The following is an 18,635-nucleotide window of genomic DNA, read 5'->3' on the forward strand; positions in this document are numbered from 1 at the left end:
ATTAGCGGGCTGCTTCCACCTTGTTCAATTCCTCGGTTCGCTTCGTATCGCGTTCCAGAATCGGCTTCAGATATTTGCCTGTGTAAGACTCAGGCACCTTGACCAGATCCTCAGGCGTTCCCGTAGCGATAATGGTACCGCCGCCGCTGCCGCCCTCCGGACCCAGGTCGATCAGATAATCCGCGGTCTTAATGACATCGAGATTATGCTCGATGACGAGGACGGACTCCCCGGATTCCACCAGGCGGTGAAGCACGACGAGCAGACGATCGATATCGTCCACGTGCAGGCCGGTGGTCGGCTCATCCAGGATATACATCGTTTTGCCTGTGCTGCGGCGGTACAGCTCGGAAGCCAGCTTCACGCGCTGCGCCTCGCCGCCGGACAGCGTGGTGGCAGGCTGACCCAGCGTAATGTAGCCCAGGCCCACATCCATCAGCGTCTGCATCTTGCGGTGAATTTTCGGAATGTTCTGGAAGAACTCCGTTGCATTCTCCACCGTCATCTCCAGGACTTCGGCAATGTTCTTGCCTTTATATTTGACTTCCAGCGTTTCGCGGTTGTAACGCTTGCCCTTGCACACTTCGCAAGGCACGTAGATATCCGGCAGGAAGTGCATCTCAATCTTGATAATGCCGTCTCCGCGGCAGGCCTCGCAGCGTCCGCCCTTCACGTTAAAGCTGAAACGGCCCTTCTTGTATCCGCGAATCTTCGCTTCATTCGTCTGGGAATAGATATCCCGGATATCGTCGAAGACGCCTGTATAGGTTGCAGGGTTGGAACGCGGCGTACGGCCGATCGGAGATTGGTCGATGTCGATGACCTTCTCGATGTGCTCCAGACCTTTCATTTCACGGTATTGTCCCGGACGTACCTTCGCCCTGTTCAAATCCCGAGCGAGCGTCTTGTACAGGATCTCGTTGACCAGCGTCGACTTGCCGGATCCGGACACGCCCGTTACTGCCGTGAACACGCCAATCGGAATTTTCACGTTAATATTTTTCAGATTGTTTTCCTTCGCGCCCTTAATCTCCAGCCAGCGTCCATCGGTCTTGCGGCGCTTGCTGCTGACCGGAATGAACTTACGGCCGCTCAGGTATTGGCCCGTCAGCGAGTTGGGGTCGTTCATAATCTCCTTCGGCGTTCCTTCCGCAATGACCTGGCCGCCATGAATGCCTGCGCCCGGGCCGATGTCGATGATATAGTCCGCGGCCATCATCGTGTCTTCGTCATGCTCGACCACAATCAGCGTATTGCCCAAATTCCGCATATGCTCCAGCGTGGAGATCAGGCGGTCGTTATCCCGCTGATGCAGCCCGATGCTCGGCTCGTCCAGAATGTACAGCACGCCCATGAGGCTCGATCCGATCTGAGTGGCTAACCGGATCCGCTGCGCTTCTCCGCCGGACAGCGTTCCCGCCGAACGGCTGAGGGTCAGGTAATCCAGCCCGACATTAACCAGGAAGCCCAGGCGGCTGTGAATCTCCTTCAGAATGAGATTGGCAATCTGTTTTTCTTTTTCGCTAAGCTCCAGATGATCGAAGAATTTCAGGGACTCTCCGATCGACAAGCTGGTAACATAGGCCATGTTGCGATCATTGATCGTAACGGCCAAGCTTTCCTTGCGGAGACGATGGCCTTTGCATACATCGCACGGCTTGCTGCTCATATAGCCTTCGATGTATTCGCGGATACCCTCGGAGTTCGTATCGCGGTAGCGGCGTTCCAGATTGGGAATGATGCCTTCGAAGGTGACGTGCGCTTCCTTCCGCTGACCGAAGTCATTCTCATAACGGAAGTGAACCTTCTCTTTGCCCGTGCCGTACAACAGTTTATTCATCTGTTCCTGGCTAAAGGTACTGACCGGCTTGTCCAGCGGAATGCCGAAATGCGCGCAGACCGATTTCAGAAACTGCGGATAATACGTGGATGTGCCCCCGCTCCATGCGGCAAAGGCGCCTTCCTCGACGCTTTTGCTCATATCTGGCACAAGCAGCTCTGGATCCACGATCATCTCCACGCCCAAACCGTCGCAATCCGGGCAAGCACCGAAAGGCGTATTGAAGGAGAACATTCTCGGCGTCAGCTCTTCCATGCTGAAGCCGCAGATCGGACAGGCAAAGTTGGAGCTGAACCGCAGCTCCTCCTGACCCATGATATCGACCAGGAGCTGGCCGCCTGACAGGTTCAGTGCCGTCTCGATCGAATCGGCGAGGCGGGCCTCGATATCTTCTTTAACCACGATCCGGTCCACAACCACCTCGATCGTATGCTTTTTATTCTTCTCGAGCTCGATGTTCTCCGACAGATCGCGAAGCTCCCCATCGACGCGCACCCGAACGAAGCCCTGCTTCGCAATGTCGGCAAACAGGTTCTTGTGCTCGCCCTTGCGGCCGGAAATGACCGGCGCGAGAATTTGCAGCCTCGTCTTCTCGGGATACTGCATGATGCGGTCTACCATCTGCTCGACCGTCTGGGAGGTAATTTCCACCCCATGGTCCGGACAGTGCGGGTGTCCGACCCGGGCGAACAGCAGACGCAAATAATCGTAAATTTCCGTCACGGTGCCTACCGTCGAGCGCGGATTGCGGCTCGTGGTTTTCTGGTCAATCGATATCGCCGGCGACAGGCCTTCAATGGAATCGACATCCGGCTTCTCCATCTGTCCGAGGAACTGGCGCGCATAAGCGGACAAGGATTCCACGTAACGGCGCTGACCCTCGGCATAAATCGTATCGAATGCGAGGGAGGATTTGCCCGAGCCGCTAAGCCCCGTCAGAACGACAAACTTGTCACGCGGTATCGTGACGTCGATATTTTTCAGATTGTGTGCGCGGGCGCCTTTGATCACAATTTTTTCACTGGCCAAACGATATCATCTCCTACTCCATATGGCATGCATGTGGTGCTTATATTTCACAAAGAGAACGACCGCATAGGCCGTCCCCCTTGTCATTCGTCTCTCCATATTACTCGACCTGCAGTTCCAGCAGCGCGTCACGAAGCTCGGCCGCACGCTCGAATTGCAAATTCTTCGCCGCTTCCTTCATCTCGGCCTCGAGGCGCTGGATCAGCTTCTGACGCTCTTTCTTCGACATCTTCTGTCCTTCGCCCACCAGGTAATCCGCCTTGCCCTCGGCGACCTTTGTCGCTTCGATGACATCGCGTACCTTCTTGCGGATCGTCTGCGGCGTGATGCCGTGCTCCTCGTTGTAAGCAACCTGGATGCTGCGGCGGCGCTCGGTTTCCTTGATCGCCCGATCCATCGAATCGGTGATCTTGTCGCCGTACATGATAACCTTGCCTTCCGAGTTCCGGGCCGCCCGTCCGATCGTCTGGATGAGCGAGCGGTCGGAACGCAGGAAACCTTCCTTGTCCGCATCCAGAATCGCTACGAGGGAAACCTCCGGCAGGTCAAGACCCTCCCGTAGAAGGTTAATACCCACCAGCACGTGGAATGTACCAAGCCGCAGATCGCGCAGGATCTGCATCCGCTCCAGCGTCTTGATATCGGAGTGCATGTAACGGACCTTGATTCCGATTTCCTTCAGGTAATCGGTCAGATCCTCGGCCATTTTCTTCGTGAGCGTGGTCACTAGCACGCGCTCGTCCCGGTCCACACGGTCATGGATCTCGCCGATCAAGTCATCGATCTGCCCTTCGGTCGGGCGCACGTCGATGATCGGATCGAGCAGGCCTGTCGGCCGGATGATCTGTTCGACCATCGTATCGCAGTGCTCCATCTCATACGGTCCCGGCGTGGCCGATACATAGATGATCTGGTTCACCTTCTCCTCGAATTCCTCGAACTTCAGCGGCCGGTTATCGAGCGCGGACGGCAAGCGGAAGCCATGATCAACCAGCACCGTTTTACGTGCCCGGTCACCGTTGTACATCGCGCGGATTTGCGGCAGCGTAACGTGCGACTCGTCAATGACGAACAGCATGTCGTCCGGGAAGTAATCGAGAAGCGTATATGGCGTAGCCCCAGGCTCCCTGAAGGTCAGGGGACCCGAATAGTTCTCGATCCCGGAGCAGAATCCGACTTCCTTCATCATCTCGATGTCGTAACGGGTGCGCTGCTCCAGCCGCTGAGCCTCCAGCAGCTTGCCTTCCGAGCGCAGCAGTTCAAGGCGCTCTTCCAGTTCGCGTTCGATATTCACGAGCGCTACCCGCATCGTCTCTTCGCGGGTGACGAAGTGAGACGCCGGGAAAATGGCGATATGCTCGCGTTCCCCGACCAGCTCGCCCGTCAAAACGTCGATCTCCGTGATCCGTTCGATCTCGTCGCCGAACAGCTCGACGCGGACGGCATGCTCTCCCTTCGAGGCCGGGAAAATCTCGACGACATCCCCGCGCACGCGGAACGTGCCGCGCACGAAGTTGATATCGTTCCGCTGGTATTGGATATCGACCAGCCGCGACAGAATCTCGTTGCGAGGCTTCTCCATGCCCACCCGGAGCGAAAGCAGCATTTCCCCGTACTCGTGCGGCGAACCCAAACCGTATATGCAGGATACGCTCGCCACGATGATGACGTCGCGCCGTTCGAACAGCGAGCTCGTGGCGGAGTGGCGAAGCTTATCGATCTCTTCATTAATGCTGGAATCCTTCTCGATATACGTATCAGAGGAAGGAATGTAGGCTTCCGGCTGATAGTAATCGTAATAACTCACGAAATAATCCACCGAGTTGTTCGGGAAGAATTCCTTAAACTCGCTGGCCAGCTGCGCAGCCAGCGTCTTGTTATGCGCGATGACGAGTGTGGGACGGTTTACCTTGGCGATTGTCTGCGCGATCGTAAACGTCTTACCCGTTCCTGTTGCACCTAGCAGCGTCTGATGTTTTTTCCCTTGGCGGAGTCCTTCGACCAACGCATCAATAGCCGTGGGCTGATCGCCCTGCGGCTGGAATTCAGACTGGATCTCAAAGGATTTGGTACTGACAACTAAATCGCTCATTGCCCTTCATCACCCTCATACTCTAAAATGAAATTCATGCTAAAAGATATGTCGAAACTTCCCGATGATATACTATGGGAAATTAGTGGTGTCTGCGTAAGGAATAAGAATATTTGTTCCCGTCTCATTATACCCTTTACGTTTTTTTGATGCAAACAGTTTAATGAAAATTTCAATAAGTTCCAGGGCAAATGTTTAAGTCCACGGCTTCCACGACTTCGGGAGCCTTCAGCGTTCATGTCGAACGGGCAACATACGAGCCGATGATCTTAATTAACTTCCTTAAGGAGATGATACAGCGTTATGGATATTACGATTATTCTTGGCATTCTCGCCGGTCTGGCCGCGTTGATCGGAGGGTTTTTATGGGAAGGCGGGCATCTGAGCGGCCTGCTGCAAGGCGCGGCTGCGCTCATCGTATTCGGCGGGACCTTCGCCGCCGTCATCGTCAGTTTCCCCGCCACCCGGCTCCGCACGATCCCCGCTGCGCTCAAGCTGGCCTTCGGCCGCAGCAACCGTTCGACGGACGAGCTGATCGATGCCATCGTCGACATGTCGGTAACGGCCAGAAGAGACGGGGTGCTGGCGCTCGAGCGCATCTCGGCCGAACACGAGGATCCGTTCCTGCGGGAAGGCATGCAGATGGTCGTGGACGGCAACGACCCGGAAATGGTGCGTCAAATCCTGGAGCTCGATATTAATGCCGCCGAGCAGAAGCACGAAGGCTATGCCAAAATTTTCGAGTCCGCCGGGGGCTATGCCCCTACCATGGGGATCATCGGTACCGTCATGGGATTGATCCACGTGCTGGGCAGCCTGCAGGACCCGACCGGTCTCGGCCCGTCCATCGCTGTCGCGTTTACCGCCACTTTATACGGCGTCGCAAGTGCCAATATTATCTTTTTGCCCATTGCGTCCAAGATTAAAGCACGTTCCGAAGAAGAAATTGTAAAAATGGAGCTGCTGCTCGAAGGAATCATGGCCGTTCAGAACGGAGAGCACCCGCTGTTGGTTCGCAAAAAGCTCGCCTCCTTCGCTTCCGCAGGCAACACGGACATTCCGTCCTCAAGGGGGATCGCGCATGAGACAGCCGAATAGACGGCGGCGTCAGCGCAAGCAGGCCGAAGGCGAACAGCGCGACCGCTGGATGATCACTTATGCCGACCTGATTACGCTGCTTCTGATCTTTTTTGTTGTGATGTATGCCATGAGCCGGCTCGACACGGAAAAATACAAGCTCGTCACCCAATCTCTCCAGGCCACCTTCCAGAGCGGGGACAGCATCCTGGAGATGGGCTCGGGGATTACCGGCACTGCCGACACGGAGAACCATAAGAATCCTCCGCCGAAGCCTGCTGCCGATGAGGAGGGCGAGGACAAGGATAACGGGCAGGAACCCCTAACGGAGCGCGAGCTCGCTTTCCGTGCCCAGGAGGAAGAGCTGGCGAACTTTATGGGGCTCATTCAGCAATACGTGAAGGATAACCAGCTCGAAGAGGACATCTTCATCTCGGACGAGCCGCAGGGGATTGCCATTACGTTAAGCGACCGCTTCCTGTTCGATGTCGGCAAGGCCGAGCTTAAACCTGGCGCCGCTCCGGTTCTGGGCAAATTAGCCAGCCTGTTCGGCGATTTAAACACCACGGTGAGCATCGAGGGGCATACAGACAACGTGCCGATCGGCCGCTACTCCAGCTATAAGGACAACTGGGAGCTTTCCGGCGCCCGAGCGATGTCGGTGCTGCGATTCTTCCTCGAGCACAGCAAGCTGGACCCGGCAGGCTTCCAGTATGCAGGCTATGCCGATACGAGGCCGGCCGCGGACAACGCGACCGCCGAAGGCAAGCAGAAGAACCGCCGGGTTGAAATCACGGTGTTACGGCAGCTGAAGGAGTAGGCAATTGCCGCAATGACCGGCCCATGTACTTCCATGCTTTGCGTTGAAGGAAATCGTAACACATCCGCATAAACCGAATAAGCGCCCGGCAGACTGAATCGGCATGGATTCAGATCTGGCCGGGCGCTTTTGCATATATAAACAATGGTTGGATCACTAATAACAAACCTGGGCCTCACGATACGGCACCAGGATATGCAACTTCCGGTCGAATCTTCAAGATTTTTATTACGTAGGAACTCCTGGAGCGAATAATTTAAGCGCCGTGCCCAACCCCGCTCTCGCTCGGCCGCAGGACAGCGGAACCGACGGCCAGCAGAATGACCGCCATCAGGCCCAGCACGGCCAGCGGCAGTGCGATATCGGATAACGTGCCGCCCGTAGCCGCGGTCTCCACCGCCTCAATGGCCCATTTTTGCGGGATGAAATTGGCGATCTTCTGCATGAATTCCGGCATGATGGCAAGCGGCCAGAAGCACCCGCCCAGCATGCAGGTCGGCGTGACAATCATGGAATTGATCATGGCCGCATTTTGCCCATTCCGGATCAGCCCGGCGACCGTGCTTGCCACGCCTAACGATACGAGCATGAAGGCCATCAGAATAAGGAAATGCAGCATGAACGGAACTCCGTAATCGTAGCGAAGGACATACCGGCTGAGCACGAGCACGATGATCACCTGCAGCGAGCCTACCACCAGGCTGCCCAGAAAATTACCTAAAGCGATCTGATAGGCACGCACCGGCGCCGTATACATGCGGGACAGCGTTCGCTGCCTGCGGTCATCAATCATCATCGACACCACGCTGGAGATAAGGGTCATCATGAACATCAGAGTAAATCCCGTTACGTTCGAGAGCCCCGGCTTCGCATACAGATTCAAATCCGTGACTTCGGTGTCCACCCGATTCAGGGCGGATTGCTTGAGCACCTCTTGCAGCGCCAGCATACGATCCGCGTCCGGCTCCGAGGTTTCCCGGATCAAGGCAGCCGTACCGCTCAGGCGCGTAACCGCGGAGTCCGCCGTCATTCGGATCATTACCGAGGCCTCCGAGGTGGAGACTTCGTATATTTTAACCACCGGCCGTTGGCCTTCTATTAATCCGTCGCTGAACCCCTGCGGAATATAAACGCCCACCGTGCTTTTATTCTCCACCAGGTCTTCCCTTAGCATATTCTCGGACCCGGACTCCTTGAGCACGTATTGGCCGCTTCGCTCCAGTTCATTCATCAAGTACCGCCCTGCAGGTCCCTCATCCTCGTTCACGTAAGAGACCAGAATGCTCGCGGCCGTGGTCTGCCCCAGAAGAAACACCGTCAAGGTAACGACCACGCAAGGAACCAACAGATAGACGATCCAGCCTCTTTTTCGTCCCAGCGTGCGTCTCACCATATGCCAGGCAATGGTTAAGCTATGCATGGTATCCCACCTTCCTGTACGTAATCATGGCTGCAGCCGACAGGGCCGCGGTAATGGCCGCCAGCATGCCCACGCAAGTGACAATCAAATGCACGTCGCTGTCCAGCATCATCCGCAGCATGCTCTGCATTGCCCAATGGTTGACGGTGAAGGCGCCGAGCTTCTGGAAGAACTCCACCGGCAGCGGCATGAACCCTCCGCTGACAAACGTCATGGCGATAATGATCGCCTGCATCAGCCCTCTGGCTCCTGCTGCCGTTGAGGAGACCAGGGTTATGAACGTGGCTATGGTCATGGACGATAACGTGATTAATACGCAGACTATGATGAGCAGCAAGGGGTGCGGCCCCCATTTGACGCCGTACAGCCACATGGATCCTAGGACGATAGCGGCTGCCTGTGCCAGCGTGATCAGGCTGCATCCGATAATTTTTCCGGCAAACACGGTTCCGGGGTTAACGGGCGCGCTTTGCAAGCGATACAGGGTCCGGCTTTCCCGCTCGCCCAGCAGGCTGCTGCTGGCCATCAGACCGGAATACAGCAAGAACATGATCAGCATGGAGGCTGCGTAATATTGGGCTGCGGAGTACGTCGCTCCTTTCTCGCTCAGCTGCCCGATCGTAACGTTGGGTCCGTCCGACGCATCGACAGGCGCTGCCGCTTGAGCCGCAAGAACTTGGTCTCCGCCCATAACGACTACCTCCGCCTGTTTGTGATTCGCATCTGCGATAAAGGTCTTGAAGACAGTGTCTGCCACGAGGTTTAGTTCACGGTCTCTTCCAGGTAGCAGCTCAAGCTTCACGTCCGCTCCCTGGCTCATTCGTTCATCAAAGGAAGCAGGAACCACCACCGCGTAATCGACCTCGCCCCGGCGCAGCTTTTCTTCGGCTTCTTCGCGGCTGGATACCACCTCAGGTTCCAGTAGGTCCTGAATCTGCGGCAAGCCGGTCAACGCCTGCATGCTCCCCGGCAGCTGTCCTCCAGCCTCGGCATCCAACACCAATCCCACTCGGACCGATGGCTGTTTAAATTCCTGATCATTGCCAAACCAGCCCGACAGCGCATTTCCCAATATGAAAATAAGGATCAGCGGCAGCAAAAATTGGTTGATCAGCACCGATCGGCTGGTGGCCATCCGCTTCAGCTCGAACCAGGCGATAATCATCGTATTCATCTTCGATATTCCTCCTTCATGGATCCCTCTGCTCGTGTCGGTTATGATCAATCGCGAAGCGTTCGCCCGGTCAGGCTGAGAAACAGCGTTTCAAGCCCCGGCTCCTCGCACTGCAGGGAGCGAAGCGTCGTATGGTGTTTACTGCAGATAAAGAGGATATCCTGCAGCTCATCCTGAGCTGACGGTACATAGACTTCGACCTCGTTATCATTCTGCGCGACGCGCCTAACGCGCGGGTGAATGGTCAGTTCCTCCACCAGATCCGGTGTGATCCCATCTGCAGTAAGAATGATTTTTTCCTCATGCGCCACGCGTGCCCGAAGCTCCTGCTGCGTCCCGCAGGCGATAACATGACCCTGATCCATGATGGCCACCCGGTCGCTGATCGCGGCAACTTCCTCCATGTAATGACTTGTATAAATAACGGTAGAACCCATGCGGTTCAACGTCTTCACCGATTCCAGGATATGATTCCGGGACTGCGGATCAATCCCCACCGTCGGCTCATCCATAATAATCAGCTTTGGACGATGCGTAATCGAGCAGGCAATATTCAGTCTTCGTTTCATTCCTCCGGAGAAGGTGGACGGCCTTTCTTTTGCCCGATCCTGCAGGCCGACAAACGCCAGCGCCTCCTCCACCCGTTCCTTCAGCAGATGGCCGCGCAGGCCGTACAATTTGGCAAAAAAAGCGACATTGTCCCAGGCCGACATCTCTTCGTACAGCGCCAGATCCTGAGGCACCAGCCCAATTCTCCGTTTCACTTCCAGCGGCTGCTCCTCGATGGAGATACCGTCTATTTTGATGATGCCCTGATCCTTCGCCAGAAGGCCGCAGATCATATTGATGGACGTGCTCTTGCCCGCTCCGTTCGGTCCCAATAATCCAAAAATCTCGCCTTCGTGCACTTCCAGGTTCATATGATCCACCGACAGCTTGCTTCCATATCGTTTTACGACATCCTTCATCTCCAGAAAGACCGTCATCATCATCATCTCCATTTCCCTCGTATCCATCTGTTGATTACATTTTATCTGGAATCGCCGGATTTTTGAGGTAGAGGAAGTCACCTTATAGGGTGACGAAAGTCATCTCCTTGCCGAAAACATCCATGTGCTATAATGAAGCCAATCGTTTGAACGGTTTGACTTTACAATGGAAAAGGGTTGGATCGCACGTGACATCTCCACTTGCCTATCTCAGGTACGGCCTCATTCTCCTGCCCGCCGCAGCGGACATCTTTTTGCAGCAGCTCGACGATTACGGGGAGTATATGGTGTACTTCCTGCTTTTTCTGGCGATTGCGGTGCTGAGCCGCTTCCTGCCTTCGCCTGCTTACCGGAAAGCAGCCATACTGCTGGAAATCCCGTTGTCCCTATGGCTATGCCACCAATACGGCTTCATGATGGTATTCCTGTCCTTATCCTCCCTATGCGTCTATCTGCCCTTGTTCGAGCGGCCTGGCAAGCTGTGGCTGGCATTCGGTCACCTTGCGCTGCTCAACATCGCGATTACCGATTACGATGCGCTACTGCATACGACGGCCAATCTGCTGTTTCTGTTCTTGGCGGTCACATTCCACCGCATCCATGAAATGAACCAGAAGGAATTGGATCACATTCATTTATACGATGAGCTTAAAAGACTGCATTTCCAGCAGGACGAAGCAGGCAGGCAGCTGCTGCAGTTCGCCCATCAGGTGGAAAGCGCGGCGCAGGCCGAGGAGCGTAACCGCATCTCCCGCCAGCTGCATGACGATATCGGCCATCGGCTGATTCGCGTCAAAATGATGATGGAAGCCGCTCTTCATATCGTGCCGCAGGATACCGCCCGGGGCATGGATATGCTCCATCAAATCCGCGACCAGCTGGGGGAGAGCATGGAGCAGATGCGGACCGCCGTGAAACAGATGAATCCGTCCAGGCGGATCACGGACGATTATTCCCTGGATCGGCTGCTGGAGGAGACCGGCAGGGAGACCGGAATCGAGACCGAGCTTGTGCTGCAGGGAATTCCTTATCCGCTTTATCCGAGCCAACAGGTGGTGTTATACAAAAATGCCCGCGAAGCCATCACCAACGCCATACGCCACGGCGAGGCCAAGCAGGTCCAAATTTTTCTCCAGTACGGAGACGAGGAAGTTCGAATGGAGGTCTCCAACGATGGCATGGTCCAAGAGGAGGCGAAGCCGATCGCTGCGGCAGACCGTCATGGCATCGGGATAAGCGGCATGCTCGAACGAACCAAGGTGGTGGGAGGAGCGCTGGAGGTCAGAAAATCCGTGCCTTTTACCGTCATCACCCGGCTGCCTGTCTACCGGAAGCGCGAGATTATGTAACTGACATGACGGCAGCACCCTAACTTAGAAAGGATCGTGGCTATCCATGATATCCGTATTGATTGCAGATGATGACCCGTTCATTCGGGAAAGCTTGAAACTGTTGGTGGGGATGGATCCGGATATCGAAGTATCGGCTGTCGCGGAACACGGGGAGGAGGCTCTATCGTTATTGATGGACGGACTTCATGCCGACGTCGTGCTCATGGACATCCGGATGCCGGTATGCGATGGCGTGGAAGGAACCCGGCGTATTCGTGAGCGATACCCTGATGTACGGGTGCTGATGCTGACTACCTTCGATGACGATGATTATATCGTGGAGGCGCTGCGGAACGGGGCCAGCGGTTATCTGCTGAAGAACATTCCGCCCGATCGCATCATTCAGGGGATCAAAACGGTGCATGACGGTAACATGCTGATACATCCCGATATCGCCCGCAAGCTGACCGGCATGCTTCGTCCAACCCCGCAGCCGGTCCCGAGATCCGCTGAGCTGGAACAGTTCGGGCTCACCCCTGCCGAGAAAAGGGTCGTCGCCCTTATCGCGGAGGGCCTGTCCAACAAGGAAATTGCCGCGCAGCTTTACCTAAGCGAAGGCACCGTCAAAAACTACGTCACCGAAATTCTGGGCAAGCTGAATCTTCGGGATCGGACGCAAATCGCTATCTTTTATTTAAAAAAGGTGCAGGGCTAGTCCTGCCTATCCATTACATAACGGCATGAAGCTAAAAAACGGGCCCTTGTCCATATTGGACAAAGGCCCGTTTGCCGTATCACGATGAAGGGAATCCGGCTTCTTCGGAACCGCCGGACGTCTTGCTGCCGGAGGCCCCCCGCTTGCTGCGAATATGAAGTTTATTCGCCAGCAGCGTGATCAAGCTTACCGGCTTCAACCCCACTGCAATGCCATCCCTCGGGTCTGGCGCCACGATAGCTCCCAGCTGATGATGATCCCCTGCGTAGATCGCACGCTGGAGAAATTTGCTCTCCCCTTGATGGTTCTGAACCTCCAGCTTGCAGAAGGCCGGATTCTGTCGCAAGGCGCTGTGCAGCTGCTCCTTGCTGTGAATCAGCTTACCGTTCACCTTGAGGATCGTCTCCCCTGCCAAAATGCCGAGCTCGCTTGCCGGACTGTCCGGCAGCACGGCGAGAACTCGCAGTCCACGTACCGGATGCACAAACATCGGGCTGCGCTGCTGTTCTTCGTATCTGCTGTACCATACCAAGCCCTCATGCAGCAGCAGCGCCGCTAATGCGGCTACGATGGTAAGCGGCGACCACCACTCGGCCAGCAGGCTCAACGCCAGTACAATCGCTCCATAGAATATGAGACGCTTCGACGTGATCCCTGCCTTCTCCTGCGGGAGCATGCTCTGCGTCATCTCTCCGAATCCGATCACGACCGGAAGGGCCATCATGGTAAAGCCCGTACTCCAAGCATCGCCGCCAAAGAACGGTGTCCACGGCAGCACGCTGCCCCCGCCAACCGCCGGAACGAGCAGGAACAACGGCAGGGGCCAGAAGCTCTGCATATGATAGCCGCCGACAAGCTTGCCGCGCTTGCCCTCCAGAAACAGCGGGGTGGCAAATCCCGACCCTTGTAACTTTACCAGCAAAGCTTCCGCAAAATGCAGGACGGCGGACAACGCCAGCAAGGCCGGAATGTCCAAACCAAGGATCGTTGCCGTTACCTGATGAATCCAGCCTTCCGGCTGCCAATTCGGAAACCAGCCCAACACAAACTGAATGATCCCGAGCAGACCGATGGAATAGGCAAAGCATAAGTACCGGATATGAAACAGCATCAGGATCAGCGAAGTCACCCATATGCATATAATGGCTTCCAAGCTTAATGATATCCCCAAGAAGGCCACCACGATGGACACGCCGATGCCTGCCGCCAGTCCCCCTAGAAACGTACGCCAGGTCTGCAATCCCCAGGAATGCAGCTTCACATGGAACAGCTTGCGCTCCACCAATACCTGCCTCCGGTAAAACAGCATGACAAACAAAATCGAAATATAATAAAAGGGCTGCGTCAGCAGTTGTATGCCTGCATCTATCCCATACATCAGCAGTTGTTTCAATGTCTCCAACGGCTTGCCACGCTCCTTTCGGTTCCAAGATGCTTCGAAGTGTACGCTTTCTGATATCTCCAAAGAAAAAAGAAGGCTAACGTTCAGCCTTCTTACTTGTTCGACGCCTTAGCGGCGATTTCCTTCCGAACCTCGGCAATTCCGCGATTCATTTGGTTATCCTCTTTCGGATCCTGAATCTTCTCGATCAATGCCGCTTCCAATGCCTCGGCTGTAGCGCTGTTAATGATGCCGTCCGCTTTCAGCTTGTGCTTGCTCTGGAAGCTCTTGACCGCCTTCTCCGTATTCCGGTCGAAGTAACCATCCGTGCGTCCTGCCGCGTAACCAACCGCTTCAAGCATAATCTGCGCGTTCTTCACATCCGTGCTGTTCGTGTCGTACGCATAGGTTTTCTTCTTATCGATCGGCGCAACGGTAAAGTATTCAGGCTGCGACACCTTAATATCCGGCTCGATTCCCTTCTCATGGATCCAGGTACCGTTTGGCGTCAGCCATTTGGCAATGGTTACCTTGAGCAGGCTTCCGTCGCCAAACTGCTTGTCAAAGCTCGTTTGCACGGTCCCTTTTCCGAAGGAGTGCTCGCCCATCAGGGTAGCTCCGGCGGACTGCTGCAAGGCGCCTGCCAAAATCTCGGAAGCGCTGGCGCTGCCCTTGTTCATCAGCACCGTAATCGGGTACGATTTCGCCACGCCATTGGAAGGATGCTTCTCCCGCTTCTTATCCTTGTCTTCGACCTGAACGATCAGCTCGCCTTTAGGCACGAACTGCTCTGCAATGTCAATGACAACGGACAGCACGCCGCCGGGATTGTTCCGGACGTCGATCAGCAGTCCCTTCATGCCTTGGCTTTCCAGCTTCTTGAGCTCTTCCTTAAAGCGTTCGCCCGTATTCAGCGAGAATTGGGAAATCTCGATAACGCCGATTCCGCCCTTCTCCATCCGTGCCGACACGGTTTCCAGATCGACGTCATCCCGAACGATAACATACTCGATCGGCTGCTCGGATCCTGCCCGCTTGATCTGAAGGACGGCCTTGGAGCCCTTCGGACCGCGAATCTTGTTAACGGCCGCATTCAGCTCAAGGCCCTGCAAGGATTCGCCATTGACGGAAAGGATGGTATCCTTGGCCCGAATGCCGGCTTTATCCGCAGGCGATCCCTTGATCGGGGATACAACGACGACGCTGCCGTCTACGGAGGACACTTCCGCGCCAATCCCCGTGAAGGAGCCCTCAATGCTTTCTTCAAACTGGGCCGCCGTTTCTTTGCCCATATAGTTGGAATACGGATCTTCCAGCGCTTCCATCATCCCGTTGATGGCGCCGTCGATCAGCTTCGACCGATCGATATCCTTGTAATAATTGCTTTCGATGAGGTCAATCGCTGTCCCCAGTTTCTTCGCTTCAGACTGCTCCAGTCCATTCCTGTTCGCGATGCTGGCCAGCAATCCCTCGCCGCCGTCTCCGGTCTGACTTGGAGCAGGCAGCTGGGTCAAAGCCATCGTTAACAGTCCGCCGCACAGCATGGCAGCGATGACCAGAAAGACAGCCGTTCGTTTTTTCAGCAAGTACTTCACCGCCTTTGTACGTTTCAACTGCTACACACAGGGGAATCCCGTCCACCTAGTATATGATTGGCTTGCCGGGAATATTTATACAGCGGTATTGAAGGTTATATGGTTTGCGTCATCATTTCTGTTACAGATAAGGCGAAGGATTCACCGGCGATCCGTTGACCCGAACCTCAAAATGAAGATGCGGTCCCGTGCTCTGACCCGTGGAGCCTACTTCGGCAATCTTCTGCCCTCTGGACACCTTGTCGCCTTCGCTGACTTTAATGCCGCCGTTGCGGATATGACCATACAAGGTCCATACGCCGCCCCCATGATCAACAATAACACAGTTTCCGTAACCGCTCCACCACTCGGCCAAGATGACCGTGCCGCTCTCGGCTGCCCGGATCTCGGTCCCCTGCGGAACCGCGAAATCCTGACCCGTGTGCATCTTGCCAACCTCGCCCGTTACCGGATGGACGCGCGGTCCGTAACCGGAGGAGAGTCTGGCCCCGGAGACCGGTATCGCAAACGGTCCGCCGTTGCCGGTATACCCGCCGCCGCCTTTGCTGCCGCCGAGGGTTGTCGCCTTCGCTCTCTTCGCCGCCGCCGCTTTGGCAGCCGCTGCTTTACGGGCCGCTTCTTCGGCAGCAAGCTTATTCTTTTCCTTCTGCAGGTCCGAGCGCTTGCTTGCCAAGGCAACTAGCATTCTATCCTGCTCTTCGGTCAAGATGTCCGCATCCTCGATATCCTGATCGTACTGGGCCAGCAGAACGCGCTTCTCCTGTTCCTTCTCGTTCAGGATGCTCTTGCGGTCCTCCATCTGGCCGTACAGGTCCTTAGCGGTTGCGTACTGCCCTTCTAGTTCTTTCTTCTTGTCGATAACCAGCAGCTTGTCCTGCTTATGCTGTACCAGCAAATCCTGGTCCTGATCGACGATGGTCTTCAAGGAATCGGCACGCTCAATAAAATCGCTGAAGCTGGTTGCGGAGAGCAGCACATCCAGATACGATACTTGCCCATCCATATAGATGAGGCGAATCCGGGATTCCAGCAGCTTCTCGCGGGATGCGATGCGCTCCTCCGCCGCTTCAAGCTCCTTGGTCGTTGTTCTCAGCAAATCCTCCGTCTCCTCGATCTTGACGGAAATCTTCGTCAATTCATTACTGACGATGCTGATTTGCTCCATTACGTATTTCAGGTTCTTCGTCGTTTTATTCTTATAATGCTGGGCTTCTTGTTTATCATCCGCAGCCTTGCTCTTCTGCGCCCGCGCTTTCTTGACCTGCTCCTGAAGCACCCTCAGCTCTTTGTCTACATCGGCTGAAGTCTTCTTCTCGGCTTGTCCGACGGTCGGTTGGATCATAACAGTGGCCAGTAATAAGGCTGCTACTCCTGCGGCGATTTTCTTCAAGTTTCGCTCCCCATCCTTTACCTTGTTTTATACTTTCAAAAATTTACGTATCGACATGGTGCTGCCCCAAATGCCAATGACGATGCCCAGGGCCACGATGATGGTCCCGAGCAGCAGCCACAGATCTCCCAATGGAATCAGGCTCTGCGCCAGCGTCAAATCCGTCTGCGACGCGGCGTACAGGCGATTGTAGCCTATAAACAGCAGCGTAACCGTAATGATCGAGCCCAGGAGGCCGATCATGGCTCCTTCCACGAAGAACGGCCAGCGGATGAAGTTGTTGGTCGCGCCAACAAGCTTCATGATGCCGATCTCGCGGCGACGGGCCAAAATCGTTACCCGAATGGTGTTCGAAATCAGAAACATGGACATCAAGCCGAGTCCCGCTACGAAAATAAAGCCGATATTCCGCACCGTTTTCGTAATCTTGAACAAGGTTTCTACCGTGCCCTCCCCGTATTTGACCCGCAGGATCGGCTCTTCCGCATACTTCTCGTTCAGCGCGGTAATCTTGTCGGCAACGAACCCGACCGTGGTCGGTTCGATAACGGAAACCTCGAATGCGTCCGGAAGCGGATTCTGGTCCGCTTCGCTGAAGCCTTCCACCCATTCGGAGCCGAGGCTTTCCTCAAGCTCCTTCATGCCCTCTTCCTTGGACACGAATTTGATGGCGTTGACTTCCGGCATGGCCTCGATCTCGCCTTTGATGGTTTCGCGCAGCTTCTCGTCCACATTGAGATTCAAGTACGTATTGATTTGCACGTTGCTATCTGCTTTATCGGCTAATGCGTTCACATTCATGACTAACAGCATGAAAACGCCCAGTATAAATAATGACACCACGATGGACGTAATCGATGCGACCGACATCCATCCATTCCGGAAAACGCTCTTCGCCCCTTCCCGCAAGTGCCGCAAGAAGGTTCTAAAATTCATACCCGTACTCTCCTCTCTGCTGGTCGCGGACGATCTGTCCGTGCTCAATCGCAAGTACGCGCTTACGCATCGTGTTCACGATATCCCTGTTGTGGGTAGCCATTACGATGGTGGTTCCCCTGAAATTGATTTCGTCCAGCAGCTGCATGATGCCCCAGGAGGTTTCCGGGTCCAGGTTGCCCGTAGGCTCGTCCGCAATAATGACGGACGGGTTGTTCACGATCGCCCTGGCGATTGCGATCCGCTGCTGCTCCCCGCCGGAGAGCTGGGAAGGCTCGCGGTTCGCCTTGGCTTTCAGGCCCACCAGATCCAGCACCTCCATAACCCGTCTCTTGATGAGACGCTGCGGCGCTTCGATAACCTCCATGGCAAAAGCTACATTTTCGTAAGCAGTCAGCTTGGGCAGCAGACGATAGTCCTGAAAAATAACCCCGATATTTCGGCGAACATAGGGGATTTTGCGCTGCTTCAGCTTCCCGATATTAAATCCGTTAACGGAAATTTGGCCTTTGGTCGGCACTTCTTCTCTATAGATAAGTTTCATGAATGTCGATTTGCCGGCACCCGACGGTCCGACAACATAGACGAATTCATTGCGGTTAATGGTAACGGAAACTCCTTGAAGCGCATGGGCGCCGCTTGGATAAGTCTTCCATACGTCCTGCATTTCGATCACTTCATCACTTCCCAATCCATAATTAGCCATTATACTTTCGACAGTTTCCATCGAATTCCTTTAAAATCCAAGAAAAATCCTCACGACATCGTCTATTGTAACAAATTTGTTACCTTTTGAGTACCCGAAAGTTTAAGCCCACCGTGACATATACATGAACAAGTGCATGT

General features: G+C 55.0%; 14 protein-coding genes. 4 read left to right on the top strand and 10 right to left on the bottom strand.

The genetic code is table 11. The annotated features are described in order from the left end of the window. Nucleotide 1: 1 nt before the first annotated feature. Nucleotides 2-2,869 (bottom strand): excinuclease ABC subunit UvrA, encoded by a 2,868-nt coding sequence (gene uvrA / locus GYMC10_RS28955; RefSeq protein ID WP_015737681.1) that lies wholly within the window; start codon nucleotides 2,867-2,869, stop codon nucleotides 2-4. Nucleotides 2,870-2,969: 100 nt separating this feature from the next. After that, the gene (gene uvrB / locus GYMC10_RS28960) at nucleotides 2,970-4,961 is read right to left on the bottom strand and encodes an excinuclease ABC subunit UvrB (RefSeq protein WP_015737682.1); all 1,992 of its coding nucleotides are present in this window, start codon (nucleotides 4,959-4,961) and stop codon (nucleotides 2,970-2,972) included. 303 nt (nucleotides 4,962-5,264) lie between these two features. Here uvrB and GYMC10_RS28965 point away from each other — a divergent pair, with 303 nt between their 5' ends. Beyond that, nucleotides 5,265-6,059 carry a flagellar motor protein gene (locus GYMC10_RS28965; RefSeq protein WP_015737683.1) on the top strand — a complete coding sequence of 265 codons (795 nt, stop codon included), beginning with the start codon at nucleotides 5,265-5,267 and terminating at the stop codon, nucleotides 6,057-6,059. Then, entirely contained in the window at nucleotides 6,043-6,858 is an 816-nt protein-coding gene (locus GYMC10_RS28970) for a flagellar motor protein MotB (RefSeq protein ID WP_015737684.1), read from the top strand. The genes GYMC10_RS28965 and GYMC10_RS28970 overlap by 17 nt, the downstream gene beginning before the upstream one ends. A 256-nt stretch (nucleotides 6,859-7,114) precedes the next feature. Here GYMC10_RS28970 and GYMC10_RS28975 read toward each other — a convergent pair whose 3' ends face one another. The 3 genes from GYMC10_RS28975 to GYMC10_RS28985 are packed head-to-tail and all read right to left on the bottom strand — an operon-like array spanning nucleotide 7,115 to nucleotide 10,447. Beyond that, nucleotides 7,115-8,278 (bottom strand): ABC transporter permease, encoded by a 1,164-nt coding sequence (locus GYMC10_RS28975; RefSeq protein WP_015737685.1) that lies wholly within the window; start codon nucleotides 8,276-8,278, stop codon nucleotides 7,115-7,117. After that, nucleotides 8,271-9,452 carry an ABC transporter permease gene (locus GYMC10_RS28980; RefSeq protein ID WP_015737686.1) on the bottom strand — a complete coding sequence of 394 codons (1,182 nt, stop codon included), beginning with the start codon at nucleotides 9,450-9,452 and terminating at the stop codon, nucleotides 8,271-8,273. Before GYMC10_RS28980 ends, GYMC10_RS28975 begins: the two co-directional genes overlap by 8 nt. 47 nt (nucleotides 9,453-9,499) lie before the next feature. Continuing rightward, nucleotides 9,500-10,447: an ABC transporter ATP-binding protein gene (locus GYMC10_RS28985; RefSeq protein WP_015737687.1), complete on the bottom strand. Its 948-nt coding sequence runs from the start codon at nucleotides 10,445-10,447 to the stop codon at nucleotides 9,500-9,502. A gap of 182 nt (nucleotides 10,448-10,629) precedes the next feature. On the opposite strand from GYMC10_RS28985, the gene GYMC10_RS28990 reads away from it, so the two are divergent. Next, the gene (locus GYMC10_RS28990; RefSeq protein ID WP_235201623.1) at nucleotides 10,630-11,790 is read left to right on the top strand and encodes a sensor histidine kinase; all 1,161 of its coding nucleotides are present in this window, start codon (nucleotides 10,630-10,632) and stop codon (nucleotides 11,788-11,790) included. Nucleotides 11,791-11,836: 46 nt separating this feature from the next. Next, nucleotides 11,837-12,487: a response regulator gene (locus GYMC10_RS28995; RefSeq protein WP_015737689.1), complete on the top strand. Its 651-nt coding sequence runs from the start codon at nucleotides 11,837-11,839 to the stop codon at nucleotides 12,485-12,487. 79 nt (nucleotides 12,488-12,566) lie between these two features. Here GYMC10_RS28995 and GYMC10_RS29000 read toward each other — a convergent pair whose 3' ends face one another. The 5 genes from GYMC10_RS29000 to ftsE all read right to left on the bottom strand — a co-directional run bounded on the left by GYMC10_RS29000 (nucleotide 12,567) and on the right by ftsE (nucleotide 18,465). Then, complete coding sequence (locus GYMC10_RS29000) at nucleotides 12,567-13,889, bottom strand: PDZ domain-containing protein (RefSeq protein WP_015737690.1); 1,323 nt, start codon at nucleotides 13,887-13,889, stop codon at nucleotides 12,567-12,569. A gap of 92 nt (nucleotides 13,890-13,981) precedes the next feature. Next, the gene (locus tag GYMC10_RS29005) at nucleotides 13,982-15,454 is read right to left on the bottom strand and encodes a S41 family peptidase (protein ID WP_015737691.1); all 1,473 of its coding nucleotides are present in this window, start codon (nucleotides 15,452-15,454) and stop codon (nucleotides 13,982-13,984) included. A gap of 130 nt (nucleotides 15,455-15,584) precedes the next feature. Further along, the gene (locus GYMC10_RS29010; RefSeq protein ID WP_015737692.1) at nucleotides 15,585-16,853 is read right to left on the bottom strand and encodes a murein hydrolase activator EnvC family protein; all 1,269 of its coding nucleotides are present in this window, start codon (nucleotides 16,851-16,853) and stop codon (nucleotides 15,585-15,587) included. Nucleotides 16,854-16,880: 27 nt separating this feature from the next. Further along, nucleotides 16,881-17,789: a permease-like cell division protein FtsX gene (gene ftsX / locus GYMC10_RS29015; protein WP_015737693.1), complete on the bottom strand. Its 909-nt coding sequence runs from the start codon at nucleotides 17,787-17,789 to the stop codon at nucleotides 16,881-16,883. Further along, nucleotides 17,779-18,465 carry a cell division ATP-binding protein FtsE gene (ftsE, locus tag GYMC10_RS29020; protein WP_015737694.1) on the bottom strand — a complete coding sequence of 229 codons (687 nt, stop codon included), beginning with the start codon at nucleotides 18,463-18,465 and terminating at the stop codon, nucleotides 17,779-17,781. The genes ftsX and ftsE overlap by 11 nt, the downstream gene beginning before the upstream one ends. Between the last annotated feature and the right edge of the window lie 170 nt (nucleotides 18,466-18,635).

It is taken from the genome of Paenibacillus sp. Y412MC10, assembly GCF_000024685.1.
GTDB classification, from domain to species: Bacteria; Bacillota; Bacilli; order Paenibacillales; family Paenibacillaceae; genus Paenibacillus_AQ; species Paenibacillus_AQ lautus_A.

Excerpts from the sequence above, each read along its gene's own strand:
- GYMC10_RS28985 (WP_015737687.1), bottom strand. The coding sequence starts at position 10,447 with ATGATGATGATGACGGTCTTTCTGGAGATGAAGGATGTCGTAAAACGA.
- uvrB (WP_015737682.1), bottom strand. The coding sequence starts at position 4,961 with ATGAGCGATTTAGTTGTCAGTACCAAATCCTTTGAGATCCAGTCTGAA.
- GYMC10_RS28970 (WP_015737684.1), top strand. The coding sequence starts at position 6,043 with ATGAGACAGCCGAATAGACGGCGGCGTCAGCGCAAGCAGGCCGAAGGC.
- GYMC10_RS28995 (WP_015737689.1), top strand. The coding sequence starts at position 11,837 with ATGATATCCGTATTGATTGCAGATGATGACCCGTTCATTCGGGAAAGC.
- GYMC10_RS28975 (WP_015737685.1), bottom strand. The coding sequence starts at position 8,278 with ATGCATAGCTTAACCATTGCCTGGCATATGGTGAGACGCACGCTGGGA.
- GYMC10_RS28965 (WP_015737683.1), top strand. The coding sequence starts at position 5,265 with ATGGATATTACGATTATTCTTGGCATTCTCGCCGGTCTGGCCGCGTTG.
- GYMC10_RS28980 (WP_015737686.1), bottom strand. The coding sequence starts at position 9,452 with ATGAATACGATGATTATCGCCTGGTTCGAGCTGAAGCGGATGGCCACC.
- ftsX (WP_015737693.1), bottom strand. The coding sequence starts at position 17,789 with ATGAATTTTAGAACCTTCTTGCGGCACTTGCGGGAAGGGGCGAAGAGC.